Annotated in this window: 27 protein-coding genes and 1 tRNA gene; 12 read left to right on the forward strand and 16 right to left on the reverse strand. The window is 56.4% G+C overall.

Translation table 11 applies throughout. The features are described 5' to 3' along the window. Window positions 1-26: 26 nt before the first annotated feature. From cooS to NQU42_RS04895, 6 genes are all read left to right on the forward strand, one after another. Window positions 27-1871 carry an anaerobic carbon-monoxide dehydrogenase catalytic subunit gene (cooS, locus tag NQU42_RS04870; RefSeq protein WP_366070146.1) on the forward strand — a complete coding sequence of 615 codons (1845 nt, stop codon included), beginning with the start codon at window positions 27-29 and terminating at the stop codon, window positions 1869-1871. Window positions 1872-1873: 2 nt separating this feature from the next. Continuing rightward, a complete protein-coding gene (locus tag NQU42_RS04875; RefSeq protein WP_296609519.1) occupies window positions 1874-2380 on the forward strand; it encodes a 4Fe-4S dicluster domain-containing protein in 507 nt (168 codons plus the stop codon). 5 nt (window positions 2381-2385) lie between these two features. After that, on the forward strand, window positions 2386-4380 hold the full coding sequence (gene fdhF / locus NQU42_RS04880; protein ID WP_296609520.1) for a formate dehydrogenase subunit alpha: 1995 nt from the start codon (window positions 2386-2388) through the stop codon (window positions 4378-4380). Next, complete coding sequence (locus NQU42_RS04885; protein WP_296609522.1) at window positions 4380-4814, forward strand: 4Fe-4S binding protein; 435 nt, start codon at window positions 4380-4382, stop codon at window positions 4812-4814. The genes fdhF and NQU42_RS04885 overlap by 1 nt, the downstream gene beginning before the upstream one ends. Next, on the forward strand, window positions 4811-5191 hold the full coding sequence (locus NQU42_RS04890; protein WP_296609523.1) for a hypothetical protein: 381 nt from the start codon (window positions 4811-4813) through the stop codon (window positions 5189-5191). Before NQU42_RS04885 ends, NQU42_RS04890 begins: the two co-directional genes overlap by 4 nt. Window positions 5192-5615: 424 nt before the next feature. Next, entirely contained in the window at window positions 5616-7526 is a 1911-nt protein-coding gene (locus NQU42_RS04895; protein ID WP_296609524.1) for a SpoIIE family protein phosphatase, read from the forward strand. Window positions 7527-7612: 86 nt separating this feature from the next. Here the strand turns inward: NQU42_RS04895 and NQU42_RS04900 are convergent, their stop codons facing one another. The 6 genes from NQU42_RS04900 to artA all read right to left on the reverse strand — a co-directional run bounded on the left by NQU42_RS04900 (window position 7613) and on the right by artA (window position 11922). Continuing rightward, entirely contained in the window at window positions 7613-8227 is a 615-nt protein-coding gene (locus NQU42_RS04900; protein WP_296609526.1) for a hypothetical protein, read from the reverse strand. A 55-nt stretch (window positions 8228-8282) separates the two neighbouring features. Beyond that, complete coding sequence (gene fbp, locus NQU42_RS04905; protein ID WP_366070139.1) at window positions 8283-9407, reverse strand: fructose-1,6-bisphosphate aldolase/phosphatase; 1125 nt, start codon at window positions 9405-9407, stop codon at window positions 8283-8285. Between the two features lie 226 nt (window positions 9408-9633). After that, window positions 9634-9960: a dihydroneopterin aldolase family protein gene (locus NQU42_RS04910; protein WP_296609529.1), complete on the reverse strand. Its 327-nt coding sequence runs from the start codon at window positions 9958-9960 to the stop codon at window positions 9634-9636. After that, window positions 9939-10580: a CDP-diacylglycerol--serine O-phosphatidyltransferase gene (gene pssA, locus NQU42_RS04915; protein ID WP_296609531.1), complete on the reverse strand. Its 642-nt coding sequence runs from the start codon at window positions 10578-10580 to the stop codon at window positions 9939-9941. Before pssA ends, NQU42_RS04910 begins: the two co-directional genes overlap by 22 nt. Beyond that, on the reverse strand, window positions 10577-11164 hold the full coding sequence (locus NQU42_RS04920; RefSeq protein WP_296609532.1) for a phosphatidylserine decarboxylase: 588 nt from the start codon (window positions 11162-11164) through the stop codon (window positions 10577-10579). The genes pssA and NQU42_RS04920 overlap by 4 nt, the downstream gene beginning before the upstream one ends. Next, window positions 11161-11922, reverse strand: a complete 762-nt coding sequence (gene artA / locus NQU42_RS04925; RefSeq protein WP_296609534.1) for an archaeosortase A — start codon at window positions 11920-11922, stop codon at window positions 11161-11163. The genes NQU42_RS04920 and artA overlap by 4 nt, the downstream gene beginning before the upstream one ends. A 120-nt stretch (window positions 11923-12042) precedes the next feature. Here artA and NQU42_RS04930 point away from each other — a divergent pair, with 120 nt between their 5' ends. Together NQU42_RS04930 and NQU42_RS04935 are read left to right on the forward strand one after the other, a co-directional pair. After that, window positions 12043-12867, forward strand: a complete 825-nt coding sequence (locus NQU42_RS04930) for a S8 family serine peptidase (RefSeq protein ID WP_296609535.1) — start codon at window positions 12043-12045, stop codon at window positions 12865-12867. A 4-nt stretch (window positions 12868-12871) separates the two neighbouring features. Next, on the forward strand, window positions 12872-15364 hold the full coding sequence (locus NQU42_RS04935; RefSeq protein ID WP_296609537.1) for a S8 family serine peptidase: 2493 nt from the start codon (window positions 12872-12874) through the stop codon (window positions 15362-15364). A gap of 190 nt (window positions 15365-15554) precedes the next feature. On the opposite strand, the gene NQU42_RS04940 is transcribed toward NQU42_RS04935, so the two are convergent. The 8 genes from NQU42_RS04940 to NQU42_RS04975 all read right to left on the reverse strand — a co-directional run bounded on the left by NQU42_RS04940 (window position 15555) and on the right by NQU42_RS04975 (window position 19841). Continuing rightward, complete coding sequence (locus tag NQU42_RS04940; protein WP_296609538.1) at window positions 15555-15704, reverse strand: 30S ribosomal protein S27ae; 150 nt, start codon at window positions 15702-15704, stop codon at window positions 15555-15557. Further along, a complete protein-coding gene (gene rps24e / locus NQU42_RS04945) occupies window positions 15705-16004 on the reverse strand; it encodes a 30S ribosomal protein S24e (RefSeq protein ID WP_296609541.1) in 300 nt (99 codons plus the stop codon). A 26-nt stretch (window positions 16005-16030) separates the two neighbouring features. Then, a complete protein-coding gene (locus NQU42_RS04950; RefSeq protein ID WP_296609542.1) occupies window positions 16031-16567 on the reverse strand; it encodes a GTP-dependent dephospho-CoA kinase family protein in 537 nt (178 codons plus the stop codon). Window position 16568: 1 nt separating this feature from the next. Next, window positions 16569-16754 (reverse strand): transcription elongation factor subunit Spt4, encoded by a 186-nt coding sequence (gene spt4 / locus NQU42_RS04955; protein ID WP_296609543.1) that lies wholly within the window; start codon window positions 16752-16754, stop codon window positions 16569-16571. Continuing rightward, the gene (locus NQU42_RS04960) at window positions 16751-17365 is read right to left on the reverse strand and encodes a DNA-directed RNA polymerase (RefSeq protein ID WP_296609545.1); all 615 of its coding nucleotides are present in this window, start codon (window positions 17363-17365) and stop codon (window positions 16751-16753) included. The genes spt4 and NQU42_RS04960 overlap by 4 nt, the downstream gene beginning before the upstream one ends. Further along, window positions 17365-17748, reverse strand: a complete 384-nt coding sequence (locus NQU42_RS04965; protein WP_296609547.1) for a PIN domain-containing protein — start codon at window positions 17746-17748, stop codon at window positions 17365-17367. Before NQU42_RS04965 ends, NQU42_RS04960 begins: the two co-directional genes overlap by 1 nt. 13 nt (window positions 17749-17761) lie before the next feature. Then, window positions 17762-18991 carry a translation initiation factor IF-2 subunit gamma gene (locus NQU42_RS04970; RefSeq protein WP_296609548.1) on the reverse strand — a complete coding sequence of 410 codons (1230 nt, stop codon included), beginning with the start codon at window positions 18989-18991 and terminating at the stop codon, window positions 17762-17764. 70 nt (window positions 18992-19061) lie between these two features. Then, window positions 19062-19841 carry a hypothetical protein gene (locus NQU42_RS04975; protein WP_296609550.1) on the reverse strand — a complete coding sequence of 260 codons (780 nt, stop codon included), beginning with the start codon at window positions 19839-19841 and terminating at the stop codon, window positions 19062-19064. Between the two features lie 74 nt (window positions 19842-19915). Here NQU42_RS04975 and NQU42_RS04980 point away from each other — a divergent pair, with 74 nt between their 5' ends. The 4 genes from NQU42_RS04980 (at window position 19916) to NQU42_RS04995 (ending at window position 24044) form a co-directional block, all read left to right on the forward strand. Then, window positions 19916-20143 (forward strand): PC4/YdbC family ssDNA-binding protein, encoded by a 228-nt coding sequence (locus NQU42_RS04980; RefSeq protein ID WP_296609551.1) that lies wholly within the window; start codon window positions 19916-19918, stop codon window positions 20141-20143. A 290-nt stretch (window positions 20144-20433) separates the two neighbouring features. Continuing rightward, window positions 20434-20527, forward strand: a tRNA-Thr gene (locus NQU42_RS04985). Between the two features lie 296 nt (window positions 20528-20823). Continuing rightward, window positions 20824-22722 (forward strand): ATP-dependent protease LonB, encoded by a 1899-nt coding sequence (gene lonB, locus NQU42_RS04990; RefSeq protein ID WP_296609553.1) that lies wholly within the window; start codon window positions 20824-20826, stop codon window positions 22720-22722. A gap of 8 nt (window positions 22723-22730) precedes the next feature. Next, window positions 22731-24044 carry a TldD/PmbA family protein gene (locus tag NQU42_RS04995; protein WP_296609555.1) on the forward strand — a complete coding sequence of 438 codons (1314 nt, stop codon included), beginning with the start codon at window positions 22731-22733 and terminating at the stop codon, window positions 24042-24044. Between the two features lie 175 nt (window positions 24045-24219). On the opposite strand, the gene NQU42_RS05000 is transcribed toward NQU42_RS04995, so the two are convergent. Together NQU42_RS05000 and cbiQ are read right to left on the reverse strand one after the other, a co-directional pair. Further along, window positions 24220-25053 (reverse strand): ABC transporter ATP-binding protein, encoded by an 834-nt coding sequence (locus NQU42_RS05000; protein WP_366070147.1) that lies wholly within the window; start codon window positions 25051-25053, stop codon window positions 24220-24222. Between the two features lie 11 nt (window positions 25054-25064). Next, window positions 25065-26138 (reverse strand): cobalt ECF transporter T component CbiQ, encoded by a 1074-nt coding sequence (cbiQ, locus tag NQU42_RS05005; RefSeq protein ID WP_296609559.1) that lies wholly within the window; start codon window positions 26136-26138, stop codon window positions 25065-25067. Between the last annotated feature and the right edge of the window lie 12 nt (window positions 26139-26150).

Here is a 26150-nt window from a genome sequence, read left to right on the forward strand (position 1 = left end):
TGGAGAAGAAACCTGCAGGTGAGAGCATCGATCTGGCTACCACGAAGATGCTGCTCGAGGCACGCAGGGCTGGAATGGAGACTGCGTGGGATCGTCTCAACAAACAGCAACCGCAATGCGGATTTGGACAGCTCGGAATATGCTGCCGCAACTGCAACATGGGGCCGTGCAGGATCGATCCCTTTGGGGAGGGGCCTGATAAGGGCATATGCGGTGCGACAGCGGATATCATTGTGGCGCGCAACCTCCTGAGGATGATAGCTGCAGGTGCTGCAGCGCATGCAGACCATGCAAGGGACGCAGTCATTGTCTTCAAAGAGGCAGCCGAGGGGAAGGCGAGAAGCTATCGGATCAAAGATGAAGCGAAGCTGAGAGCGCTTGCAGCCGAGTACAGCATCTCGGACTGGAAGAAGAACGGGGATGTTGCAGATCTCGCAAAAGCCCTGCTCTCAGATTTCGGAAAGCAGCAGGGATCTGTAACACTCACGCGCAGAGCGCCGGAGAAGCGCCAGAAGATCTGGGAGGGTCTGGGCATAATCCCCAGGGGCATCGACAGGGAGATCGTGGAGTGCATGCACCGCACCCACATAGGCGTGGACAACGACCCGCTTCACATCCTTCTGCACGGGTTGAGGACCAGCATCGCCGATGGCTGGGGCGCGTCGATGATTGCGACAGAGGTGCAGGACATCCTCTTCGGGACGCCGTCGCCGAGAACCACAGAAGCAAACCTCGGCGTGCTTAAAGAGGATGAGGTCAACATAATAGTCCACGGGCATGAGCCGATCCTCTCTGAGATGATAGTGGAGGCTGCATCAGATCCGGAGATGATCAAGCTCGCAAAGAGCCTCGGAGCGAACGGCATCAACGTCGCCGGAATATGCTGCACAGGTAATGAGGTGCTCATGCGTCATGGTATTCCTGTGGCAGGGAACTTCCTCCAGCAGGAGCTCGCCGTGATCACAGGCGCTGTCGATGCCATGGTGGTTGATGTGCAGTGCATCATGCCGTCGCTCGGAAGCCTCGCCGCATGCTATCACACGAAATTCATCTCGACCTCTCCAAAGGCAGAGTTCCCCGGAACCCTGAGAATGGAGTTCAGCGAGGAGAGGGCAGCAGAGATAGCAAAGGAGATCGTGAGAACAGCGGTCGAGAACTACAGGAACAGGGACAGGAGCAGGGTGATCATACCCAGAGAGAAGAGCGAGTGCATGGTCGGGTTCAGCGTCGAGGCGATACTGAACGCGCTCGGTGGGACACCGCAGCCGCTGATAGATGCAATAGTAAAAGGATCGATAAAGGGCATCGCAGCGGTCGTCGGCTGCAACAACCCCAAGGTCCCCCACGACTACGGACATGTCAACCTCGTCAGGGAGCTGATCAGGAACAACGTTCTCGTCGTGACGACAGGCTGCAACGCGATAGCCTGCGCAAAAGCAGGGCTGCTCAGGCCTGAGGCTGCAAAGGAGGCCGGCGACGGCCTCAGGGGCATCTGCGAATCCCTGGGTGTTCCTCCTGTCCTGCACATGGGATCATGCGTTGACATCAGCAGAATTCTCGTGGTGGCAGCTGCGATCGCAAACAGGCTTGGCGTGGACATAAGCGATCTACCGGTTGCAGGTGCTGCTCCAGAGTGGATGAGCGAGAAGGCGGTCAGCATCGGAGCATATGTGGTTGCCTCCGGAGTGTACACGGTCCTGGGCACGGTTCCGCCTGTTCTCGGAAGTCCCGTGGTCACCAGAATCCTGACGAAGGACCTCGGCGATGCTGTTGGAGCGACGTTTGCGGTCGAGCCTGATCCGTTCAAGGCAGCCAAACTCATCATCGAGCACATAGATGATAAGAGGAAGGCGCTGGGTCTGAAGGTGTGATCATGAAGGAGATACTTGTCCGCCCTGAGAGGTGTGTGGGCTGCCGCTCATGCGAGATCGCCTGCGCTGTGGAGCACTCCCAGAGCAGGGATCTCCTCAAGGCATTATCAGAGATGCCGCAGAGGCGGCTCTACGTGGAGCACGTTCCGGAGTACTCGCTCGCTGTGCCAATGCTCTGCAGGCACTGCGAGGATGCGCCATGTGTTGCAGTCTGTCCCACAGGAGCTCTGACGCAGGACGCGCTCACAGGAGTGGTGCGCCATAACAGAGATATCTGCATCGGGTGCTGGACGTGCGCCTCTGTCTGCACGTACGGTGTGATAGGGAGGGACAGAAGGGCGCGTGTTGCGATAAAATGCGACAGGTGCCCGGATCGGGAGGTTCCGGCCTGCGTCAGTGCCTGCCCCACACGCGCTCTGATCTACGGGGAGGTTGAGGAGGTATCCAGAGCGAGGAGGGCCGCACCAGCTCTCAAGTTTGCGCAGGGCGTGGCTGCAAGCAGCCGGTGATGCGGATGACTGCCAGGATACCCACGGTCTGCCCCTACTGCGCCGTGGGTTGCGGGTTTTACATCACCCGGAATGGCATGGAGTACATGCAGGACCACCCTGTAAACGAGGGCGCTCTGTGCCCGAAGGGGAACGCAGCCCTTGATGTTCTGAATCACGTGGATAGGCTGCGGTACCCGATGATGAGAATCGGAGATGACTGGATCAGGGTATCCTGGAGCGAGGCGCTCGACAGGGTCGCAGAGGAGATGCAGAGGGCTTTGAGGGAGAAAGGCCCAGGAGCCCTCGCATTCCTCGGGTCTGCGAAATGCACCAACGAGGAGAACTATATTTTCCAGAAGATCGCGCGCCTCATGGGAACAAACAGCATCGATAACAGCGCAAGACGCTGCCACTCGCCAACGATCATCGCGCTGCGCCGGATGCTCGGAACCCCTGCGATGACCAATCCGGTATCAGATCTCGCGCTATCAGATTGCATTTTTATTATAGGATCAAACCTGGCCGAGAACCATCCTGTGGTTGCGAGATGGATACTCAGGGCGAAGGACAGGGGAGCGGCTGTGATTGTCGCGGATCCGAGGGTGACACCAACAGCATGGCTCGCAGATCTTCACCTCCAGCTGAATCCGGGAACAGACATCGCGCTCATCAACGGCATGATCAACGTCATACTCAACGAGGGGCTGGAGAACAGCTCTTTCATAAAGGAGAGGACCAGCGGATTTGAGGGGCTTGATCTCAGCGATTACACGCCTGAGAGGGTATCCTCAATAACAGGCCTGCGTGCAGGAGATATTGTCAGAGCCGCGAGGCTTTACGCGAAAGCCGGTGCATCCTCAATAGTGTACTGCATGGGCATCACCCAGCACTCATGCGGAACAGAGAACGTGACCGCATGCGCGAACCTCGCCCTAGTCTGCGGGCATGTTGGGAGGCCCGGCGCCGGCATACTTCCACTCCGCGGTCAGAACAACGTCCAGGGGGCGTGCGACATGGGGGCCCTGGCGGATTTCTATCCCGGCTGGAGATCTGTTGACGATTCCAGGGCGATCGATGAGCTCAGGCGTCTATGGAATGCGAGAGCCCTTCCGCTGGGGCGCGGGCTGACCGCTGATATGATGCCTGAGGCTGATCTCAGGTTTCTGTACGTGATGGGCGAGGATATCGTGAACTCACATCCCGCGGTATCACGTAGGAGGGAGAGGCTGAAGAGGGGCTTCATGGTCGTGCAGGACATCTTCATGACAGATACCGCAAGGATTGCTGATCTCGTGCTCCCGGCGGCTGCGTGGGCGGAGAAGGAGGGGACATTCACATCCACAGAGCGGAGGGTTCAGTGGGTATCCCGAGCACGAGAGGCTCCTGGAGAGGCGAGGCCAGATCTCTGGATCCTCTCGGAGGTGGCGGCGCGCCTCGGGTTCGATCTTTCTCCTGAGCCGGAGGAGGTCCTGGCGGAGATAAACCAGGCGGTTCCCGCGTACCGCGGCATCAGCAGGAGCAACGCAGGAGCGCGCGGTGGGATCATCTGGCCGTGCCCGCATCCAGATCATCCGGGGACTCCTGTTCTCCATACGGAGAGATTCTCCACTCCAGATGGAAGGGCGAGGATCTCTCCAGTCCATCACCCTGCTCTTGAACGCACATCCCCACAGCATCCGCTGATCCTCATCACAGGACGTGTTGTCCTCCACTACAACGCAGGATCGATGAGCATGAGGAGTGAAGGGCTTGTGAAAAGGGAGCCAGAGATTCGCATCGATGTGCATCCCGAGGATGCCGCGCGGTTCGGCGTGGCCGATGGGGATGCCGTCATGATCGAGACGCGGTGGGGCAGGGCACGGGCGCGGGCGAAGCTCACCCCAAGACAGAAGCGCGGGACTCTCTTCATGCCCTTCCACTTCCCGGAGACGAACCTGGTGGCATCAGAGATTATTGATGAGAAATCGATGATGCCAGAGCTCAAGGTTGCGGCCTGCAGAATCTGGAGGGCTGATTGATGGGGAAGATATATCTCGACCCGGAGAGGTGCATCGGCTGCCGTTCATGCGAGGTCGCATGCGAGAGGGAGCATGGGCATCCAAGGATATCGGTGGACAAGGTGAAAGATCTTGCAGCTGTGCCTGTATACTGCCACCAGTGTGACACAGCGCCATGCGCCGCTGTCTGCTATACCGGCTCCCTGCGGCTTGATGGCGATATGGTTGTGTTCGATCCCGATCTCTGCACTCTATGTGGTCTGTGTTTCGTTGCGTGCCCATTTGGAGCGATAGAGCTTGACTCGGTGATACACCGATGCGATCTCTGCGGTGGCACTCCTGTATGCGTCATGACATGCCCGACAGAGGCTCTTCAGCTTGAAGATATCGATGCGATCACCGGATCCACCAGATCGAGGGCTGCAGGCGTTCTTGCAGCAAGGGTGAGGGTATGAAGGTAGATGAGAGGAGATGCATCGGCTGCCGGGCGTGCTCGGCGATATCGAGAAGCATATCCATATCAGAGGACGCAGGAATTCGCAGCATAACGTTTCATTCACATGACGAGAGCCTGACAGAGAGGCTGATCGAGGCATGTCCGGCAGGTGCGATATCATCGGGCATCACAGCTGAGAGCATCACGCTGACATTCAGGATGAAGCGATGCAGCGTCTGTGGAGAGCCCTTCGCCACGGAGCGGGAGATCGAGCATGTGGCATCTCTCATCCCTGAGACGCATAAGAACTGGCTTGATCTCTGCCCCGAATGCCGCAGAGCCGAGCAGCGCAGGTCGCATGCCTGGCACTGTATCCGGATCAGGGGGAGAGTGTGAGGAGGGAAGCTCTGGAGCGGGCGCGACCACGGAGACCACATCATTTTTCACGAGATCGAACAGCTGCGAATCATAGGAGATCCAGACCGGTTTTTTTCGATATCGATGCAGTCGTCAACAACACCGGCCTGAAGACCGGAGTCTCCGCTACCCCTAGACCCCAGGGGTTTATGAACTCCGGGTCTTCGCTCTTTGTGGCTGGGAGCAGATGCAGGCTGGCCAGCTACATTCACTCGCCTAGAGAACATGGCATAATCAGTGCCTATAGGGGCAGATGGATGAGCGCCTGCAATCAACTGAATGTGCCTCACACAGTTCAGCGCACCGCCATTCCACCATCTAGCTTGAAAAGTGGTTTATAGGAAAGGAATCACAGAGATTGTAAGCGCGCCCAGGCTGTGCAGCATAAAATGAACTGTGAATTATGATGAGACCGCCCGTATCTTCAGCTCTGATTGTGCTCGTGGTGATTGCAGCAGTTGTACCTGCAGCACTTATGGGGCTGCTTTTCCATATGGAGGTCGGCAGGATATCAGGATCGATCCAGGCGCAGCTTGGAGACATTAACAGCACCACGATAAACTCCTCCTCAGGAGCAACAGATCAGGAGCTTCTTGTCGCATCCAAGGCCCTGCAGTACGAGGAGTTCTTCAGAAGGATCGCGGAGAGCAACCAGTTCGTGGCAGATTATCTCGCCTCCGGATTCTCTGAAATCGATCGAGTGGCAGATCCGAACAGCTCCCTCTCACTGACCCTGAGAAGATCGATAAAGAGAAACAACGCGATAGAGCGCATATACCTGGCGACAGCTGATGGGTGGATTGCCTCATGGCCTGAGGTGGGGGGTACCAGGAAGACTGCCAGGAATGCATCTGAGATCGGTTCATTGAGATGGTACACCGCAGCACAGGCAGCCGGAGGAACAGTGTGGATCCCCGGAGATGATATGCACCTGATATGCGCAGCGCCTGCTTACCGCAACATCACACTCTACTGCGTTGCTGCATCAGAGGTATCCCTATCAGAGATCTACTCAGATCTCTCAGGGCTGAGAGGCAGCGGCTATCCATTCATAGTGAACAGAACCGGCGATCTTGTGATGATGCCCAAGGTCAGGAGGGGGGATACGCCGTGGGACAGTCTTCTCATCACCGGAAACCTCTACAAATCCAACATCTCCGCATTCGCAGATCTCGGCGATCGCATCTCGAAGGGTAAGAGCGGATCAGATTTTCTGACGATAGATGGCCGGGGCTGGTTTGTGGTCTATTCACCAGTGAAGAGCGTCGGCTGGACTGTTGTTGTTGCATACCCCTCGGAGAAGATGATGGTGCCCATCAGCCTCATGGAGAGCAGCTTGAACTCCATCAGCCAGAGATCTGCGGAACTCATGCGCAGCTGCGCAGCTGAGATCATCTCCAGAGGTCTGCTCCTGATGATCATCTCCGGCGCGGTATTCGGATTGATAGGAATAACTCTCCGCAGGCGGTTCAGAAGATCTGCAGTATGCATATCTGAGGCTCTGAGGCGCATCGGTGAGGGCGACCTGGATAAGCGCCTGCCTGCAGACTGTGATCTTGAGGGGATCGCGGAATCTGTGGAATCCATGCGCAAATCTCTCAGGACGATCGTCGACAGGGCCAGGGCCGAGGGGTATGAAAGGGGAACTCAGGATCTGGAGAGTTCTGTACTGAAAACATTCGATCGCTTCCTCTCCGCAGAATCTCTGCCCCCCATCGAGGGATACGATATCTGCGTTCGCCAGATATCGAGAGGTGGCACATTCCATGACGTTCTGGAGATCCAGCATGGGAAGGTCGCTCTGTGTATGGGAAGGGCAGGTGGGGATGCTCTCGAGTCTGCTGTCCTCGCAGCCACCGCCAGGGCGGTTGTTAGAGCGCTCTCGTCTCAGCATCCGGATGAGGTGATAAAGCGTGCAAATGGCATCATGGCAAAGAGCTCATCGCTCCCCATCTCCTGCTTCTATGCAGTTCTCGATTACAGCTCGAGAGATATGGTCTACTCAAACGCAGGACATGCGCCGCCATTTGTGGTGAGCCAGGATGGCTCTGTGGATACGCTCTGTGGCGATGGGATACACATGGCGATAAGAGACGAGCTCGATCTCGGCTATGAGCAACGATCAATATCAGATGGAGATGTTCTCGTGATATATTCTGAGAGCATGATCGAGGCACAGGGCTTCGACCTGGAGCATCTCATAGGCGTTGTCCGTGGATCCAGAGCGAAGAGCGCATCGGAGATAGCAGACGAGATCGAGCGTGCGGCACCGAAGAGGAATGGCTTGGCGGTCATTGTTATCAAATCAACGTGAAATGCGAATTCACTGGGATCTGCGATCAGAGCTTGCAATCGCTCTGGCCATCTCCAGAGAAGAACTGCTCTCATCACGGGAAACCGTCAGCAGAACCGGTCTCCATCGATCTCATCCTCTTTTCTCTGGATCCTGGGTTTGCTCGCGGGCGGAGACGTAACTGAGCTGCGCTCCCTGTCAAGCTCATCCTGTATCGCATCCATCAGCTCTCTCTTCATCTCCTCATCGGTCTCGAGCACCGCGACCGCGGACATCAGGCTCTCCAGAGCTGCATGTGCCCTGCTCAGATCCAGGCTCTTGCTCTCGAACGCGATGCCCTCCCTGTATAGGGCGTCTATCTGGTCCGGAGGCAGTTTCAGGGCGGTGGCTGCGCTTATCGCCCTTCCGTACATCTCCATCGATATGTAGTACTCAAGACCGGTGTGCAGCAGCCGCTCAGCCTCATCCGGGAAGCCTGCGCTCTTCATGATCTGAGCGGCCCAGAGGTAGTCACCAGCATCCACCAGAATATCGACCGCCCTCTGGATCATGCCATGCTCCCTGCATAGAACCACCGCATATTCTATCTCGTTTGCCCTCAGCAGGAGATCTATCGCAGGTTCCACAAGCTCATCAGGGAGGCCTCGGAGGTTCTCTATGACATACTCAAGCCTCTGCTCAGGCCCCATCTCATCAAAACTCTCTCTCAAATCCTTCTTCATTTACATCTCCTGAAGAAAATGGCTCCCTGACGGGAGCCGCCAATACTGCTCAACATCACTCCGCAGGCTCGAACCTCTCAGCGAGCCTCTTCATCACATGTGGGAGAGTTGTGTACTCCATCTCCTCAAGCGGCAGCCTGTGTGGCTCAAACGGCCCATGCGCCCTCATGTAGTCCGTTATCTCCAGCACCCTCATCCGGGTGAGATCGAAGGCGACATCAGAGAAGAGATCCACAGGCCCTATGAGGAGCCCGTTGCAGAGCTGGAATCCAGCCGCGATCACCCTTGGCGGGCCGTCGAATCTTGTTGGGTGCGCATCCTCAAAGGCGCATGGCATCAGCGGGCCGTTGTGGGAGCCGCGCATCCATCCCGAGACGAGATGGCCAAGCGCAAACGGCTCGAGGACCTCACCGAGGGCAGGAAGTCCGGACTGGGCCCTGACGAGCGCGACAGGGTCGTCCTTCCCGACGTAAGTCCCGGCGGTCTGGTACAGCTTCTCGGTGCTCACCACCGCGACAGGCTCCTCAGATGGGAGCTTGCCCCCGGGCTTGGGATATACCCTCTTTATGACGTACCGGCTCTTCGCCCCTATGAGCGCCAGGATGTCGTACATCTCCTCGGGGCTGGACATGAAGACCCTCTTGTGATCGATTATATCCCATATCTCGAAGACGAAGCCGTGGTGTAGGGAGGGATCTATAACAAGACCTGCAGTGTTGAAGGGGTCTGCAAACATCCTGAAGATGGGAAGGTTGAACGCCCCAGGCTCGGTCTTGTCCATCATGAAGGCGACCAGAGGCTCTGCGCCGCGCTCCGTGAACTGCATCTCAGCGACACCAGGCCCCATCCCGCGGACGTTGCCGGAGAACGCATCGCAGAGCAGGTCCTGCCCAGCGCCGTAGAGCTTCAGGCTCTTCGCCTCTGCTGTCGCCTTTTCAAACGTCTCCCAGGCTATCGCGTGAATCTCCGCCTCATCGGTTCCGAGCCTGTGTGTCATCAGAAGCTCGAGATCGTCGCCACAGGCCATGACCTTGAAGTCTATGAGTGTGCCTACAGATTTCGCCTCTGATAGAACCTCCTCAGCCTTCTCAATCAGCGCCGGATGGACAGAGGAGTGCCCTGGCCAGCCGCCCACATCAGCCTTTATAAGGCTCACAGTTACCTTGCTCATGATCAGCACCAATGCTACATGGGAGGGGACCATAAAAAAGTAATCCATATGGCATCGGGAGCAACAGCATGCTGTGCTGGAGATAGAACGCCGCAAGTTCTGATAGGAGCAGATCCTCATCTTTGTACCCGCATCACTGAGATCGGCAATCAACTACTCCGGCCTGACGTGTGGGGCTTCTGATACCCCTACACCGCAGGAGGTTCTACGAGTCGAGCGACCAAGAAAACATCAGTTACACCAGATGCATCATCGGGTAATCTTTTTCTGGATCGTACTCAAGAACCGCCCTCAAGCGTGCCCCTTCATATGCAACCTCAACCTCTGCCCGGATCATTTTTCCGGAGAGCTCTGAGTAGCCGAAGACGTTCTCCCTGAGCATGCCTCTGTCTATGCGCACGCTCACAGACTCAACATACGGCTGCAGGGATATCGATCGCTCGATCGCCCGCTCCAGCGAGTCCGCTGTATCCTCGCTCACGGGCGTCCCAACGAACTGGTGGTACAGAGCGCCCAGCTTTATCCCTGCCTCGAATGCTGCTATCTCTCTCGAAGTGTACAAGATCCCACCACCGGCATCATCAGATACACTGCCATCGAGATCAGGATGACGATCGCCGAGGCCTTCACGCCAGAAAGATGAAGCGCGAAAAGCGCGGCTGCTCCAGACATCAGACAAACAGGAGCCACCCTCCGGTCCCTCAGCTTCGGATATGGCAGAGTGCTCACCATTAGGGCCGAGAGAAGGATCATCACTCCAGATGTAAAAATGAGCGAGTCCAGAAGCAGGCTGACACCAAGAATAATACCTGCAGCTGTTATGGGGAGTCCCTCGAAGTGCGTCCATTCCGGTGGAGAGATGTTGTACCTTGCGAGCCTGAGCATTCCGCAGAGCACGTAGAGGGAGCAGAGGATCAGAAGATACGGCTCGCTGTGCATGAAGAACGCCATAGCGGCAGGGGCAACCCCAAAAGATACCAGATCGGCAAGCGAATCCAGATGAGGGCCCAGCTCGCTCTGCTCGGATCTCCTTGCAACAATGCCATCAGCTCCGTCGAAGAGCGCTGCTGCTATAATCAGGAGCACCGAGAGGCCCCGGAGCTCGAGGTGCGCTGAAATCATGGCGCTGAAACCTGATATCGCGTTCAGAAGGGAGAGAAGATCCTGCGCTCTGAGCCTCATTCCTTCAGCTCCGCTATAACCGTCTGGCCGGCGCGGACGTGCCATCCCTTTTGTGCGGTGATCCTGTATCCTGGCGGGGCTGTGACTATCACTCCTGAACCGAATCTGATCATCCCCATCCTCTGTCCGCGCTTCAGCCTGTCGCCGGGCGATACCCAGCAGACCACCCTTCTCGCGGCTATTCCGGAGATCTGCTTCATGGTGAAGCGCCCTGTCTCACTCTCGATCTCTATGATGCTGTGCGCGTTCTTTAGCGGATGACGGAACGCCGGCGAGTGATCTCCGCTTCGAAACTCAACGCTTCTAACAACCCCATCCAAAGGAGATCTGTTCACGTGGACATCCATCGGCCCCATGAATATGTAGATATGGTGATCATCTGCCTCAACTATTCTCCCATCCGCCGGCGATAGCATACCCTCCCCATCAGGAAACCTCTCAGGATCACGGTGGAAGTGTATCATGAAAGCTGTTGTGAGCAAAAAGATCAGTGAAAGCGCGGTGCTCAAGGGGTAAACCAGGATGGATGCAGCAAACGGAATCGCAACCCATGGAAGCGATCCCTGGGCGAGACCGAACCTCAAACCTCCAGCCTCCTGGATGCCCTGAGCTCGGCGAAGAGATCTTCGATCAGCGCGAGCAGCTCCGGCAGAATCGCAAAGACCATGTACGCTATTAGGAGCAGCACCAGTGTGGATCCCACCTTGGCGATCACGTTGTGCGCCAGGTAGAAGCTGTCCTGCCCGAACCACTCCTCTCCGTAGGCCAGGAGCACGAAAGCGTTCCTGCCGATATTGAGAGTGTATATCGTCGCAGTGGAGAGCATGAGAGCCCCAAGCCTTCTCGCCCTTGGGGCTCTGACCGAGAGTATCACGCCTGCGAACAGCGCGATGCTCTCTATGGCTGTGCACGCGAGCACGATCTCCACCGATCGGCCGTTGAGGGTCAGCAGGTTCCAGCTCTCCATCGAGACAGGAATGTTCAGTCCGGCAAGCAGCCAGAAGGTCAGAAGCGTCGTCCACCTTATCAGGATCTCCGATAAGCTCTGGACCTCTGCGAATGGGAAGTAGAGGAGACCACAGATGGCAGCTGCCATGCTGATCCATTCAGCTGTATCAGACATCCCCATGGAGAGGATCCTCCAGCCAAAGTAGAAAGATATCGCAGCAGCTCCGATGACCACCATCACGTTGAAGTAATCCTTTATCGAGGTGTAGTGCCAAGCCTCCATGAGCCAGTACGCCCCAAGAAACAGCCATCCTGCACCGGAGATCCCGGGGCGTCTTGTGATCGAGGAGATTAGAAGCAGTATCAAGCTGAGCCAGAGTATGCCGCCTGTCATTGTTATGATCTTGAAGGACAGGTTTATTTAGCATTATCTCTCAGACAGCCGGATGTGTGAGAAGCGGGATGGCCAGAGCCTCATGAGGAGATGCCGCCGTCCCTGCGCCCTGGAGGAGCTATGAGACGTGAGCATCTTGCGTTTGTGCCTCTCTCTGTTCTCGCTGCAGCCCTTCTGCTCTCAGTGCAGTTTGCGCATACAGAGAGCGTGAAGATCGATCCCGCGGTTGAGAGGATGATGAGCAGCGACGAGCCGGTACCTGTGATAGTGATTTTCAGAGATGGATGCTCCCCCGATCTCGATGGTATAGACGTTCGGTACAGATACCACCTCATAAACGGGATATCCGCGGTCTGCGACAGGGCTGAGATAAAAAGGCTCGCTGAGGATGATGGTGTGGAGGGGATATACCTGGACGGAGATGTGAGCGTCACAGCCCCGATCCCCTCGCAGGGCGGTGATTCCATCTGTCCATCTGAGATGGTCGATGCTGAGAGGGTGTGGGCTGAGGGAATTAACGGCTCTGGAGTGATCGTGGCCATCATAGACTCTGGGATCGATAAGAACCATCCAGATCTCCTGGGCAAGGTCATCGGCGAGAAGAACTTCGTGGAGGGTGAGGACACGACAGAGGATCTTGTCGGGCATGGAACGCTCTGCGCTGGCATCATCGCCGGCTCGGGAATGGCATCCGGCGGCAGATACAGGGGAATAGCACCCGGAGCGCGGCTTCTGAACGTCAGGGTTATAGGAAGCGATGGCAACGGAAAGGTCTCAGATATAATCGCGGGGATCGAGTGGTCTCTCGATAACAACGCCAGGGTTCTGAGCCTGAGCCTGGCAGGGCTGAACCTGGGCGAGACGAATCCTCCGGTCACGATGGCCGCGGATAAAGCGATGGATGCCGGAGCGGTGGTATGTGTTGCAGCCGGAAACAACGGTTAAATTAATGGTTCTCGCTGGTCTGCTGCTCGCCCTCAGCGGATGCATCGATTCTCCAGGAGATGGCGTGAAGGTCATAACTGTGGGAGCTACAGATTGCCGGGGCCATATAGCAGACTTCAGCGGGTCCGGGCCGACAAGGGATGGCAGAACGAAGCCGGACATCGTCGCCCCGGGGGTGAACGTCATCGCATCGGCTCCTTTGGGTCTCAAGGATCTCAAGTATGTTGATACATACTATGCGAGATCATCAGGGACATCGCTCTCAACGCCTGCTGTTGCAGGCGTCGCTGCGCTTCTCCTACAGAAGGATCCCTCGCTGAGCCCTGCAGGTGTGAAGGCCGCGCTCTTGAAGGGCGCGGTCCGGCTGAACAACACGCTAGGGGAGGAGTACGAGCCTTACTACCAGGGAGCTGGGCTTGTGAACGCCTACAACTCATACAGACTCCTGAATGATGATCTGTGCGGTGTTATGCCTGATCGCTGGATGGTGGGTAGATGGGCGTTCATGAGCGGCGGGAAGGCGGTCTCTGCAGGTCTCGACTCAGGCGCTGACAGGCCGCAGAAGAAGATATACGCGCTCGCCCCAGGCGACGAGGACTGGACCACCAGGTTCGTGTTCTTCACCGACAGAGCGCGCGAGAACCTGAGCGTTGATGTGAGAGGGGATGTCGCGGGCTGGATAACGGTCATGGATCTGCCGGAATCTCTACCTAAAAACAGCCATGCAGTCTTCGGCGCGAGCATAGCAGTGCCAAACGGAACCCCACCCGGGGTCTACACCGGAGCGATGGAGATCAGCGAGAAGGGCACACCCATAATCACAGTGCCTGTGCGTGTTGAGGTCGCTGCGCCCCTGATCACTGCAATGGGAAGCGCATCAGTTGCCGACGAGATCGCGCCTGGATCCTGGCGCTACTACTATCTCGATGTGCCTCTGGGAACACAGCAGATAAGGAGCAGGCTGAGCTGGTCCGGAAGCTCAGACATGGATCTCTTCCTCCTCGCGCCGACGAGTGAGTACTATCATGAGGATGTTTCGAGTGGCATGGAGGAGACCGTTCTCAACAACCCCGCCTCAGGCAGATGGATTCTGGCGGTGCATCAGAGGAATGCGAGCATCTCAGAGAGATACCTGCTCAGGGTCGAGAGGTCTTTTGTGAGGAGCGAGCCGGCTGCATGGGATGCCGGCGCTGTGATGCCCGGCGGAGAGGCATCTGTGAGCATCCGGCTCCGGAATGAAGGTCTTCCGCTCAGGAACATCAGCTACAGCGGCATCGTGGAGAACAGCACAGCGTTCAGCATAGACGGTTATGTGAGCGAGAGGCTCTCCTGGACCGCGAAGTTCGATGTCCCTGAGGATGTGCGGCGGCTCTCACTCAGACTGCTCTGGGATAACCCGAAGAGCGATCTCGATCTCAGGCTTTACTCGCCGAACGGGAGGCTTGCAGCTAGATCAGAGGGTTATGAGAGCATCGAGGAGATCCAGGTCTACGACCCCCCTCCTGGGAGCTGGACTGTCGTTGTCATAGGCTATGATGTCTTTTCTGATAAACAGAAATTCACGCTTGTAACAACGCTCCACACCAGAGAGCCATGGGGATGGCTCGATGTTTCAGGTCCAGATGAGATCCAGCCTGGCACAGCTTCAAACGTCAACCTCACACTCAGAGTGCCTGAGGTCGCGCCCGGAAAAGAGGTCCGCGGGTACCTGGAAATTCGAGGGGACAACAGCTCCCTCGAGATACCTGTCACCGTCACAGTCGCAGGCGCCACTGTAGAGGGCCTGGATAACATCAGCTTTGAGGACAAAGATCATGATGGATTTGCAGATGCGCTCTCCATAATGGTCGCGGTGAATGCTGTTGTTCCTGGCGTTTACAGAGCTGAGGGCGGGCTCTTCGACTGTTCTGGCCGAATGATAAAATGGATGAGCAACTCCTCATATATCAGCGGCACCGGCAATATCGAGCTCAGGGCAGATGGCAGAGAGATCTGGAAGATCGGTGGATGCGGCCCTCTCACTCTCAGAGAGATCATCCTCTACGGAGAGGATGGCGATGTTTTGGAGGTGCACAACCAGACAACAATCATCGAGAGAAGCCCCTCCGACTTCCAGCCGCCCCAGGCGTACTTCAGCAGGAGCTTTGCAGACATGAGCGAACGCATAGGAGGCAGGATAAGCAGCCTCGTTATAGGTGTCGGGGTGACGGTCAACGTCCCCGGAACCTACACGATCACGGCCAAGCTCAGGAACGATGATGGCGATGTGATAGGGGAGGTCGCGAACGCGACATCGCTGAGAAAAGGAAACAGCACCGTCGCTCTCAGGTTCAACCCGACGAAGTTCGTGATGCTCGGAGAGCGTTCACGCCTCCATCTGACAGACCTCAAACTGATCTCGGGAGATGAGGTCCTGGACAGCATTGATGAAGCATGGTCGAGCAGCCCGATGGAGCCGGCCGACTTCACAACAGAGAGGGCGATCGTCTCGATCTGACATCACAGCATCCACGCCTGCGACGTACGTGATATCGTGCTGGAATCATGCTCCGAAGCTGCTTGAAGTCAAATCAGAGCAAGCTCAGCGACCACCCGCTTCATCAAAGGCCAGATTGGTTAAAGCAGAAGACCAGGCAGAACCGTGGGGAGCGTCCTTATGCGCTCCGCCTTTGCGTCGCCCTGAACCTTCACTTTTTGAACTCGGTGTAGCCGCACCTGCCGCAGCTCATCCTGTCCTTGTGCTCCGCGAGAAAGACGCCGTTCCCGCACCTCGGACATACGGGCTTTCGGGCCTTTATCGTCTCCCCGCTGAGCTGATAATACCTGTGCACAGCCATCTAGCTGGCCTCCTTCTGCTCTGAGGGGACGTTCCTCTTAACTATATGCGGGTTCTCCACCTGCCTCATGCGCTCCTCGCTCTCGTATATCCTCGCATGGGCTATGCTCTCCCTCTTCCCAAAGATGCTGTTCATCTTTCTTATGACAACCAGTCCCGGCTTTGAGTCCTTGATTGCTGCAAGCCTCTCCAGGACGCTCTTCCGTGTTGGCGTAGAACCCTCACTGTGCACAACCCTAAGCACGATCTCCCGCCTCTTCAGCAACGGATTCTCGCGCTCGCTCAAGATCTCTATATCCATAATCGGATCACCTTCCTCCACATCTCTTAAACCTTTTCTTTAACGATCATTCTCTTAAGAATGCCTTCGATCTCGTTCTTCTTCTCAGGTGTGACCATGACAAGAACACTTCCCACAGACGGCTGGCCGTAGACGACAGCAGATCCAACTGGCGCGTAGAGGATGGCGGGCAGGGCTGCCAGGTCCTCCTCCCCATCTACTATGATCTCTGTGGGTGTGCATCCGTTAAGCGATTCGCGGACCGCGTCCAGAAGCTCATCCGTGAGGGTCCCGGGCGGATTCTCGACAGTCACAACCCTGTAGCTTCCCTCGAGATGCCTACGCTTGATGCTGTCCTCGACAGGAGACCTCTTTGTCTTGTGATCGACTATCATCAGGTCCGGCGTGAAGGACGCCTTGAGGATGTAGAACGTGGTTATGTCCCCAACCGCGATAAGCCTCTTCGCGCCTCTAAGATGCTCTGCCATCCTCTCGACGCACTCGACGCCGTGACATCGGTAGAGGATGCCAAGCGGCTCCTTCAGCTCATCGCGCATCTCCTCAGGAAGTAAAAGAAGTCTCAAGCTATCGCACCTTCAGAGCGTATCTTCCGGGCAGCGTTATGCCCAGCTTTGTGGCAACCTCAGAGCCCTTCGGATCTATGACCACCACATATCCGGCCCAGTCCTTGCTCAGCGAGGACGATCCGCAGATCGGGCAGACCAGCCCCTCCACGATCCTGTGGCACTCACGACATGCCTGCTCGGTCATTCAGCCTCCGCCTTCTGCTCAGCGCTCTCGGCCTTCTTCACAGGCTCCTTTGCCTCCTGTGTCTCGCCGCGCCGCAGGGCCTCGAGCCACTCGATCTTTCCCAAGCCTGTCTGGCGCATTGTGAGCCCGATCTTGCTTCCCCTCGGATCCTTCTCGTTCAGGCTCACAGCAATTATCCTCGCGCGGACCCTGTCTCCCTCAGCCAGGAACTTGTTCGTGTCCTTGCTCACAAGCCTGGCGTTCTTCTCATCATATGCCATGTACTCATCTGTTATCTGGCTCACGTGGAGCAGACCATCGAACGGCCCTATGCTCACGAACGCGCCGAACTTGACTATCTCGACGACCTCCCCCTCTACAACCTCCTGCATCTCGGGCTTGAAGACTATCGCATCGAAGACGACATCGTAATACACAGCGCCGTCGCCAGCTATTATGCGACCCTCTCCTATGCTGTCAACGCCTAGTATGGCCACTATGGCGCCCAGCGTCCTGTCGACCCTTGCCTCATACTTGGTCCTGAGGGCCATCTCAACCGCGGCATTCAAGGGGTTGCCCATATCCTCCGGGGGTATCCTCACCACACCCTCAAGCTTCATCCTTCTGTACATCAGAACCTCCCCTGCGCATCGATCTCGAGGTACTGGCTCTGGCGCAGGTAGATAACCGTGATGCCTCTCTTAGATAACCTTTTCCTGAGTTCCTTATCTCCCGTGAGCACGGCAGCTCCGGTCTCGGATGCGAGCCTCTCCAGGACGTCATCCGCCTCACCATCTGCATCAATAATTCTGCATCTGGAGAGCAGGCCGAGCGCGACATTCGCGGCGCGTCTGTCTTTCCCCCTCTCTGCGAGCTTGGAGATCGCCCTTAGCTCCCCGATCACAGCTGTTGGCACAAGGTACTCGAAGTACCCCAGCCTCTCGAGCTCCGAGAATATATCAACTCCGAACTGCTCCGGCATCATCAGCGCGTTTGTATCCAGGAGGACCTTCAAGCACCCTCTACCTCTAGGAGACTATGGTTCCGACGCCGATCAGGCGCCATCTGGCCCCGATGCGTCTGCTGACCGCGACCCTGTCACCAACCTCCGCGCAGACAGGCCTCTTGAGCTGCACCTGGACCTGGCCGCTCTCCCTCGCGCTTGTGACAACTCCCACAGTCGTAGCTGTGCCCACGTTGAGCATCAGCGGCTCGCTTGTGTGTATCGGCTCAACAGCAGCCTCCTCTGTGGATCCAACCACCCTGTCCAGGAGCTTCATGTCCATGACGAAGCTGTGCCACACAGGAGGAAGCTTTCCAGGGGCGCCCGCGACCTGCCCAACCAGATTATCGCTCTTCGTTATCGCGGGGTCGAGATTTGTTCCGACGCCGATCAGGCCACCCGGAGTGACCTCTGCGACGTCCTCGCCGCCTGCCCTCAGGTTCGTCACCTTGGTCTGTATCGGAACCCACTGCTTCTTGCCCTCTGCCTCAACGAGCCTTCCAGGGACTATCTCCAGCTTGTCGCCCTTCCGAAGCACCCCCTGGCTCAGGGAGCCGCCGACCACCCCGCCAACAAGGTTCTCGACCGCGGCTCCGGGGCGATTGACATCGAACGATCTCGCTATCTTGAGCAACGGCGGCTTCCTGGTGTCCCTCGACGGCGTGGGGATGTGCTCCTCTATCGCCTGGATCACCATGTCTATGTTTATGTTCTGCTGGGCCGATATCGGAACCACAGGAGCGTTCTCAGCAACAGTGCCCTTGACAAATGCCTTTATCTGCCTGTAGTGCTCCAGCACCTCCTCCTTCGAGATGAGGTCTATCTTGTTCTGCACTATTACTATCCTGTCTATCCCCGTTATGTTCAGGGCCATCAGATGCTCTTTCGTCTGGGGCTGGGGGCATGGCTCGTTGGCTGCTATCACCAGGACAGCCCCATCCATTATCGCAGCCCCGCAGAGCATTGTGGCCATAAGCGTCTCGTGCCCCGGTGAGTCCACAAAGGAGACCGTCCTGAGAACGGTGGTGGGGGATCCACAGTGCTTGCATATCTCGTCCACTGTGTAGCAGTCGGGTGCAGGGCAACTCGGGCACTTCCTGAAGGTAGCATCGGCATAGCCAAGCCTTATCGATATGCCTCTCTTTATCTCCTCGCTGTGCTGATCGGTCCATACGCCGGACAGTGCCCTGACCAGTGTGGTCTTCCCATGGTCCACATGGCCGACCATGCCTATGTTAACTTCCGGTTTTGGCAATTTTGGATCTCCTCGAGTATCGATGATGCACCCTACAGCATACACTATATAAATACTTCACGAAAAGCTCTCAGGCATAGCCTGCGTATGCATCTCTTATCTTGCTTCTTATCTCAGAGACGAATATCCTGTAGCTGTTATGTGTGAAACCCTTCCAGCCTATGAACTCCTCGTAGAGGCCTGCGCCGAACGCCTCCTCATCCGCAGTGGTGCTTGGCGTACCAAAGCCTCTCAGGATCGAGAAGTTCTCCTCAAGGTACAGGAGCAGGGCCATCTCCGAGTACGGCCTGGGCAGCAGGGGCTGCGTCTCGATCAGCTCAAGAAATAGCCTCTCGTCCTCCCTCAGATCATCCGGGGTTATGTTCAGTTTTCCGATACGCTCTGAATCGTACGTCCTGATCTCTGAGCCTGAATCCCTTGTTATATCCTCGAATATCCTGGCCACCTCTAGCTCGTGCTCCAGTGTGAAGAGAAGCATCTTCTCCGTCGCCCTCTCTGCATAGCTCTTGTTCAGAGATATCATCGAGAACCACAGGCCTCTGTAGTACATGCGCCTGCTCATCGAGATCGAGAAGTCGAGCGCGTTGCTCCTTTCACCAAGCGATGGGAAGAAGTTGATCGTATCTGTCTCCAAAAATATGTGCTTGTCCGTGTCCTCGCATTGCAGACCCCTCACACGATCGATGCTGGACAGTTCGCGAAACACCTCCAGGGGATCCTCGAGCCTCCTGTACTCGCTCAGGAGACGATCCCTCTCAGGCTTTGACAGGCATGCAATCCTGCTGCCGACCTTTCCTGCAACGTATCTTATCCACTTTATGTACTCCATCTCGAAGAGTGCTCTGTCCATACTCACATCTCGCAGGTTTCTCATTCTGTGGGCGCACAAAGTATTTAGCAGGAGCGGAGATTTGGGTCTGGGAGGTGAATGTGGTGGAGGAGGAGATCGGGAGGATCAGAAAGAATGAGAGCACAGAGGTGGTGATCAGGAAGACGGAGTTCAGGGGATCTGTGGGCGTGGACATCAGGGAGTATCTGACCTCTGAGAGATATACTGGATGGTCGAAGAACGGCGTGCGCATACCCATAGAGCTGTGGGAAGAGTTCAAGGCGATCCTGGACAGGGTCGGGACCGGAGATGGGGGATCCTGAGTCCGCCCAGCCCGGCTCCTTGAGAGCCCGGATTGCGTCCGTGACTTCCTCCCGCCCTAAGAGCGGGGCTTCCTGCGCTTCGACTTTGTCGAAGCCCTATCGATGCAGTCAAGAGACGTCGAAGGTTTCACAGATCCGGTTATCCAGCATCTCCACAGGCTCTATCCCTCAGTCTGAGGGTGAGTATGTTCAACGCTGCGTTATGATCTCGATCCAGTTTCAGTCCATCGGACAGACATCCTCTGCCGATCGCAACGCTTAAATCAGGATCTGCCTCAACACCCTCTTGTGCCGCCGTGGCTTAGCCCGGTTAGAGCGGCTGATTCGTATGAGCATCTGCTCCGGGATATCAGCAGTTCATGGGTTCGAATCCCATCGGCGGCTTCTGCAACATGATGGCGTATGGGTTTTCTCTGCTTCCATAAGGATAAAAATGAGTGTGTTCTGTACTCCCTATTGTAGTGAGCAGCATGTGACCCATGACTCGTATGGTACCATGACTCATATGGTATTTTGCACACGATGTCGTTACCGGAAATGCCACTCATCGAATCGGGCACATAGCCCCCTGCTCCGCAGAACTCTCACCCTGCGGGAATATGCAGGACGCCAGCATGAGGCAAGCATCAAATATATAGATCAGAAGGATAACGATCAGATTTAGAGGGCAGATATTGAGTATGGAAGAACCGAACGAGTTGCTTGGCAGCATACAGTTCGAGGATACGAGCAGCATCACAGTCCCTGAGAGCCTTATAGACCAGGTCATAGGCCAAGAGGAGGCTGTGGAGGTGATAAAGAAGGCGGCACACCAGCGCCGCCATGTGATGCTCATCGGCTCGCCCGGCACAGGCAAGTCGATGCTGGGAAAGGCCATGAGCGAGCTTCTTCCGGTGGAGGAGTTGCAGGATATCCTGGTCTATCACAACCCGGAGGACAACAACAACCCGCGCATCAGGGTTGTGCCTGCAGGTCGAGGCAGGCAGATCGTGGATGCGCACAAGATGGAGGCCAGGAAGAAGGTCCAGACCAGGAACATGTTCTTCATGCTCATCGTCATGGGGCTGATAGTCTACGCTTACTACACCGGCCAGCTCCTCTTCGGGATAATCGCAGCAGCACTGATCTTTCTTTCGATGAGGTATCTCATACCGAAAGAGGATGTGTTCATACCAAAGCTTCTGGTGGATAACAGCGGCAAGAAGACCGCTCCATTCGTTGATGCAACAGGTGCGCACGCAGGAGCGCTGCTCGGCGATGTGAGGCACGACCCGTTCCAGTCAGGCGGCCTCGAGACCCCGAGCCATGAGAGGGTAGAGTGCGGCGCGATCCACAGGGCGCACAAGGGTGTGCTGTTCATAGATGAGATCAACACGCTCAGACTGGAGTCGCAGCAGAGCCTTCTCACAGCCCTCCAGGAGGGCGCTTACCCGATAACAGGGCAGAGCGAGAGGTCCTCAGGAGCGCTCGTCCGTACAGAGCCGGTGCCATGCAGCTTCATAATGGTCGTCGCGGGGAACCTGGATGCTGTGCAGGGAATGCATCCCGCGCTCAGGTCCCGCATCAAGGGCTACGGCTACGAGGTCTACATGAGGGACACGATGGAGGATACTGTGGAGAACAGGGACAAGCTGATAAGGTTCGTGGCCCAGGAGGTCGTGCGGGACGGGAAGATCCCTCACTTCACGAGGGATGCGGTTGCTGAGATAATCAGAGAGGCGAAGAGGCGTTCCGGCAGAAAGGGGCATCTGACACTGATGCTCAGAGACCTCGGAGGGCTGATACGCGTCGCCGGCGACATCGCGAGGTCTGAGGGCGCGCCGCTGACCGAGGCCAGGCATGTCATAGAGGCCAAGAGGATGGCGAGATCTCTCGAGCAGCAGATGGCCGACAGGTATCTCGAGAGGAGAAAGGAGTACAGCATGTACAAGAGCTCCGGAGACGAGATCGGAAGGGTGAACGGTCTCGCTGTCATCGGCGACTCTGGCATAGTACTGCCCATAATGGCAGAGGTCACGCCCGCCCAGTCCAAGGAGGAGGGGCGGGTGATCGCGACCGGCAGGCTTCAGGAGATCGCGAAGGAGGCCGTGACAAACGTCTCAGCTCTGATCAAGAAGTTACAGGGCGAGGACATAACAACAAAGGATGTCCATATCCAGTTCATCGGCACATACGAGGGCGTTGAGGGCGACAGCGCATCGATATCGATAGCCACAGCGGTCGTCTCTGCTCTTGAGGGAATACCCGTGAAGCAGAGCGTCGCGATGACCGGCTCGCTCTCTGTAAGAGGAGATGTGCTTCCTGTTGGCGGGGTAACACAGAAGATAGAGGCTGCGGCCCAGGCTGGGATAAAGACCGTGCTGATACCCAGATCCAACATGGGCGATGTGCTTGTGGACGAGTCCATAAGAGACAAGATAGAGATCATACCTGTGTCCAATATCAGCGAGGTCTTCGAGTACAGCCTGGCCGGGCAGAGGTCCAAGCTCCTCGAGAAGCTCAAGAGGTTCGCGACGGAGAAGAAGATAGGGATATCCCTGCCTGATGGCATTCCGAGTCCAGCGATGAGCATACTCTAGTGATCTGCATGGAGTTCTTCGATACCAGAATCGTCAGGGGCCGGAGGATAAGCATAGTCGTCGACAACTCAAAGGTCGAGGAGATCTCGGATAGCATATTCCAGGGTGTGGCCGTCAGAGCTCTCGTGGACGGAGCATGGGGCTTTGTGAAGAGCGACAGAATTGAAGACCTGGAGAGGAGCATAGAGAGGGCCCGGAGGATAGCCAGATCGGTCAACGGTCGTGAGATACTGCAGCTGGCTGAGGGCGAGAGGGGTGTGAGCTGCAGGGTGCCGGTGAAGAAGGACCCCTCATCGGTCTCCCTTGAGGAGAAGGCAGATCTCGTCAGGGAGATAGAGAGGGCGGCGAGGCTCCCCGGGATATCAAGCACGCGTGTCTTCTACACAGATATTCTCACTGAGACAGAGTACAGCAGCTCGGATGGAGTATCGCTGAAAAGCTCCGTGACCAGGACCGGCTTCGGGATAAGCGCTGTGGCCACAAGAGCTGGCCTCCTCCAGTCGAGCAGCGAGATAAGGGCTGGTGTCTGCGGGCTGGAGCTGATCGAGCGGGAGGATCCATTTGAGCTCGCACGCAGAGCAGCCAGAACAGCTCTCGATCTGCTGGACGCGAGGGTTCCCAAAGGCGGAAGGTTTCCGGTCGTGCTGGACCAGGAGCTGGGCGGGGTCTTCATACACGAAGCAGTTGGACACGCAGCAGAGGGGGACATAGTTCTCGAGGGCGGGTCGATACTCCAGGGAAGGATCGGAGAGCAGATAGGCTCTGAGCTTGTAACCGTGAAGGACGATCCCTCTCTCCTGGAGTACGGACACTATCCCTTCGATGACGAGGGCTCTGCAGCGAGGGAGACGGTTCTCGTTGAGAACGGTACGCTGAGATCGTATCTTCATACAAGAGAGACTGCTGGAAGGCTGGGTGGAAATCCGCGGAACGCGAGAGCTCAGGGATACAACCGCCCGATAGTGAGGATGTCAAACACCTACCTGGCCAACGGCGACTGGAGCCTCGAGGAGATCCTCGAGGAGATGAGGGAGGGGGTATACCTCATAGGGAGCCGCGGCGGGCAGGTCAATACCGCCGAGGGGATCTTCCAGTTCAATGCAAGGAGAGGCTATCTTGTGAGGAACGGAGAGCTCGCCGATCTCATAAGGGATGTATCCCTCTCGGGCCAGACCCTGAGCATCCTTAAGGGAGTGAGAGCGGTCGCAGACGATCTCAGGTTCAACAGCGGTGGATGCGGAAAGGGTGGACAGGTCGTGCCGGTGGGAGATGGTGCGCCACACATCCTGATCGAGGAGGCGGTGGTCGGCGGTGCAGGATAGATCTACCAGAAGCGTCTTGTGACAAGCTAAGCCTATGTATCAAATCGTTTTGACAGGGCTGTTCGGGTGCAATCTCCGCTCTTTGGAGTAAGCACGTGAGGGGCGGTTATCAGAGGAGATCAGCAGGCATTTGGTTCAGCTTGTGAGACGCAGGCGGGTCGCTGAAGACTGTACTTCATCCGTGAATGTGGGTGTGAGCGTGCTCGTCTCTGTGCGTGTGCGGATGTCTGTGGATCAGCCTGCCATGGCGGTGCATATGCTCATGAATGAGGTTCGTCTCCAGGAGCAGATCTATATCGTTCAGAACATCATCGACATCTCTGTCCACAACAATCCTGTGGTTCTCCCCTATGACAACTGCTCTCCTGCTTATCTTATCTATGATGTCCAGATCGTGTGTTGCTGTTATGATGGTCTTTCCGCAGCTTGCAAGCTCGTCCAGAAGCTCGATCAGCCATAGCTGGCTGCGCGGATCCAGTCCAGCGGTCGGCTCATCGAGAAGCAGGACGTCCGGGTTCGTCGCAAGCACAGATGCTATGCAGACCTTCTTCTTCTCGCCGCCGCTGAGCGTGTGAGGCGCCCTGTCCCTGAGCTTCGTTATGCCGAGCATCTCCATCAGCTCCTCAACTCTCCCCCTGACCTCTTCCATCGGCATATCCAGCTGGAGGGGGCCGAACGCGATCTCGTCAAAGACAGTGGATGAGAAGAGCTGAACATCAGGGTTCTGGAAGACGAATCCAACCCTGCTGCGGAAGAAACGCTTGAATTCGTTATCTTTGAGCGTGCCGAATATCTCCTCATTCACCTGAGTCCCGAACGCATAGTATCTCCCTGACGTTGGGTATATGAGAGCATCAATTATTGCAAGGAGCGTCGATTTTCCGGAGCCGTTGGCGCCCAGAAGCGCGACCTGCTCTCCCTGGCTGATCCTCAGATTTATGTTCTCCAGCGCCTTCAGCCTGCCATTGTAGATGTAAGATACATCCTGCAGATCGAATATCACATTCATATCAAACCATCTCATGCGTTCGCGATCCCGCGCGTCAGGAGCAGAATGCTGATCACCACCGAGACCCCGAGAGCGATGTAGTCGCGGCTCCTCATGGCGAATTCATAGCTGAGCCTGACATCGCCGCTGAAGCCTCTCGATATCATCGCCATGTGGACCTTCTCGCTCATGTCGAGCGCCTTTATAAGCATGTAGCCTATCCTCCCGCCGACCCATCTCTGCTCCGCCAGGGTACCTCTGCTCTTGATCGTCCTGCTCCTCTTCGCGATGTAGAGATCCCTGATCATCTCCATGAAGAGAAAGATGTACCTGTTGGCCATCTCGAGCGTGAGAACGTAGACCTTCGGCACTCCGATGGATCTCAGGGATTTGAAGAGCACCTTCTGAGGGGTTGTGAGAAATAGCAGCACGACAGCAGAAACACATGCTGCGACCCGCAGGGTGAAGAGAACCGCTGCCCTGCTGCCCTGAGATGTTATGTATATGCTCTCCGGAATCGCGAGAGGCCCGATGTGCGCGCCCCGGCCGAGATCCACCAGAGGCAGGAGGACGTCACCGGGCAGGAAGATGTTGAGCGTCATCGGAATGGCTATCACACCTGTGAAGATCGGTATGAACAACCACACTCTTTTTATAAAAAATGCTATACTTATTGAGCTCAGATATGCAAGAACCAGCGTCGCGAGATAAAATAAAGCTATAATCTCCAGGTTTCTCGTCATGCTTATTGCGAATATCAGGGAGAGCATCGAGATCAGCTTGACCCTTGGGTCGAGGCTCTGCAGAAGGCCTCTTCTGGAGGAGATCTCTTCAGTTGTCATCGCCTCCTGGAAGAAGGATATGATGCTATCTATCGTCTTTTTGACGAAGTCCTTCCTCGCGGGAGGCGGTGGAGCAAACTCCGTGTGAGTTAGACTGACGCTCTTCATCCACTCAGGTATCATGATGCAACCCGGTATGACTCTTTTGTGGAGACGTATTAATATCTTCCTGAGGCTCACCCAGCTGATCTGGTACCAGATATGCAGGGAGGAGATGCCGTACTGCTCAGCGGAAATCGCATCAACCCAGGTCTCTGATAACACGAGATGAGCCTG

This window comes from Methanothrix sp. (assembly GCF_024518575.1).
Taxonomy (GTDB): domain Archaea; phylum Halobacteriota; class Methanosarcinia; order Methanotrichales; family Methanotrichaceae; genus Methanothrix_B.

What these genes read in the sequence shown, in the direction of transcription:
- spt4 (WP_296609543.1), bottom strand. Translation starts at nt 16,754, where the DNA reads ATGACCGAGCAGGCATGTCGTGAGTGCCACAGGATCGTGGAGGGGCTG.
- NQU42_RS05000 (WP_366070147.1), bottom strand. Translation starts at nt 25,053, where the DNA reads ATGAATGTGATATTCGATCTGCAGGATGTATCTTACATCTACAATGGC.
- NQU42_RS04930 (WP_296609535.1), top strand. Translation starts at nt 12,043, where the DNA reads ATGAGACGTGAGCATCTTGCGTTTGTGCCTCTCTCTGTTCTCGCTGCA.
- NQU42_RS04885 (WP_296609522.1), top strand. Translation starts at nt 4,380, where the DNA reads ATGGGGAAGATATATCTCGACCCGGAGAGGTGCATCGGCTGCCGTTCA.
- NQU42_RS04900 (WP_296609526.1), bottom strand. Translation starts at nt 8,227, where the DNA reads ATGAAGAAGGATTTGAGAGAGAGTTTTGATGAGATGGGGCCTGAGCAG.
- NQU42_RS04975 (WP_296609550.1), bottom strand. Translation starts at nt 19,841, where the DNA reads ATGGACAGAGCACTCTTCGAGATGGAGTACATAAAGTGGATAAGATAC.
- NQU42_RS04895 (WP_296609524.1), top strand. Translation starts at nt 5,616, where the DNA reads ATGATGAGACCGCCCGTATCTTCAGCTCTGATTGTGCTCGTGGTGATT.
- lonB (WP_296609553.1), top strand. Translation starts at nt 20,824, where the DNA reads ATGGAAGAACCGAACGAGTTGCTTGGCAGCATACAGTTCGAGGATACG.
- pssA (WP_296609531.1), bottom strand. Translation starts at nt 10,580, where the DNA reads ATGAGGCTCAGAGCGCAGGATCTTCTCTCCCTTCTGAACGCGATATCA.
- rps24e (WP_296609541.1), bottom strand. Translation starts at nt 16,004, where the DNA reads ATGGATATAGAGATCTTGAGCGAGCGCGAGAATCCGTTGCTGAAGAGG.
- NQU42_RS04875 (WP_296609519.1), top strand. Translation starts at nt 1,874, where the DNA reads ATGAAGGAGATACTTGTCCGCCCTGAGAGGTGTGTGGGCTGCCGCTCA.
- NQU42_RS04960 (WP_296609545.1), bottom strand. Translation starts at nt 17,365, where the DNA reads ATGTACAGAAGGATGAAGCTTGAGGGTGTGGTGAGGATACCCCCGGAG.
- NQU42_RS04995 (WP_296609555.1), top strand. Translation starts at nt 22,731, where the DNA reads ATGGAGTTCTTCGATACCAGAATCGTCAGGGGCCGGAGGATAAGCATA.
- fdhF (WP_296609520.1), top strand. Translation starts at nt 2,386, where the DNA reads ATGACTGCCAGGATACCCACGGTCTGCCCCTACTGCGCCGTGGGTTGC.
- NQU42_RS04890 (WP_296609523.1), top strand. Translation starts at nt 4,811, where the DNA reads ATGAAGGTAGATGAGAGGAGATGCATCGGCTGCCGGGCGTGCTCGGCG.
- NQU42_RS04935 (WP_296609537.1), top strand. Translation starts at nt 12,872, where the DNA reads ATGGTTCTCGCTGGTCTGCTGCTCGCCCTCAGCGGATGCATCGATTCT.
- NQU42_RS04940 (WP_296609538.1), bottom strand. Translation starts at nt 15,704, where the DNA reads ATGGCTGTGCACAGGTATTATCAGCTCAGCGGGGAGACGATAAAGGCC.
- artA (WP_296609534.1), bottom strand. Translation starts at nt 11,922, where the DNA reads ATGACAGGCGGCATACTCTGGCTCAGCTTGATACTGCTTCTAATCTCC.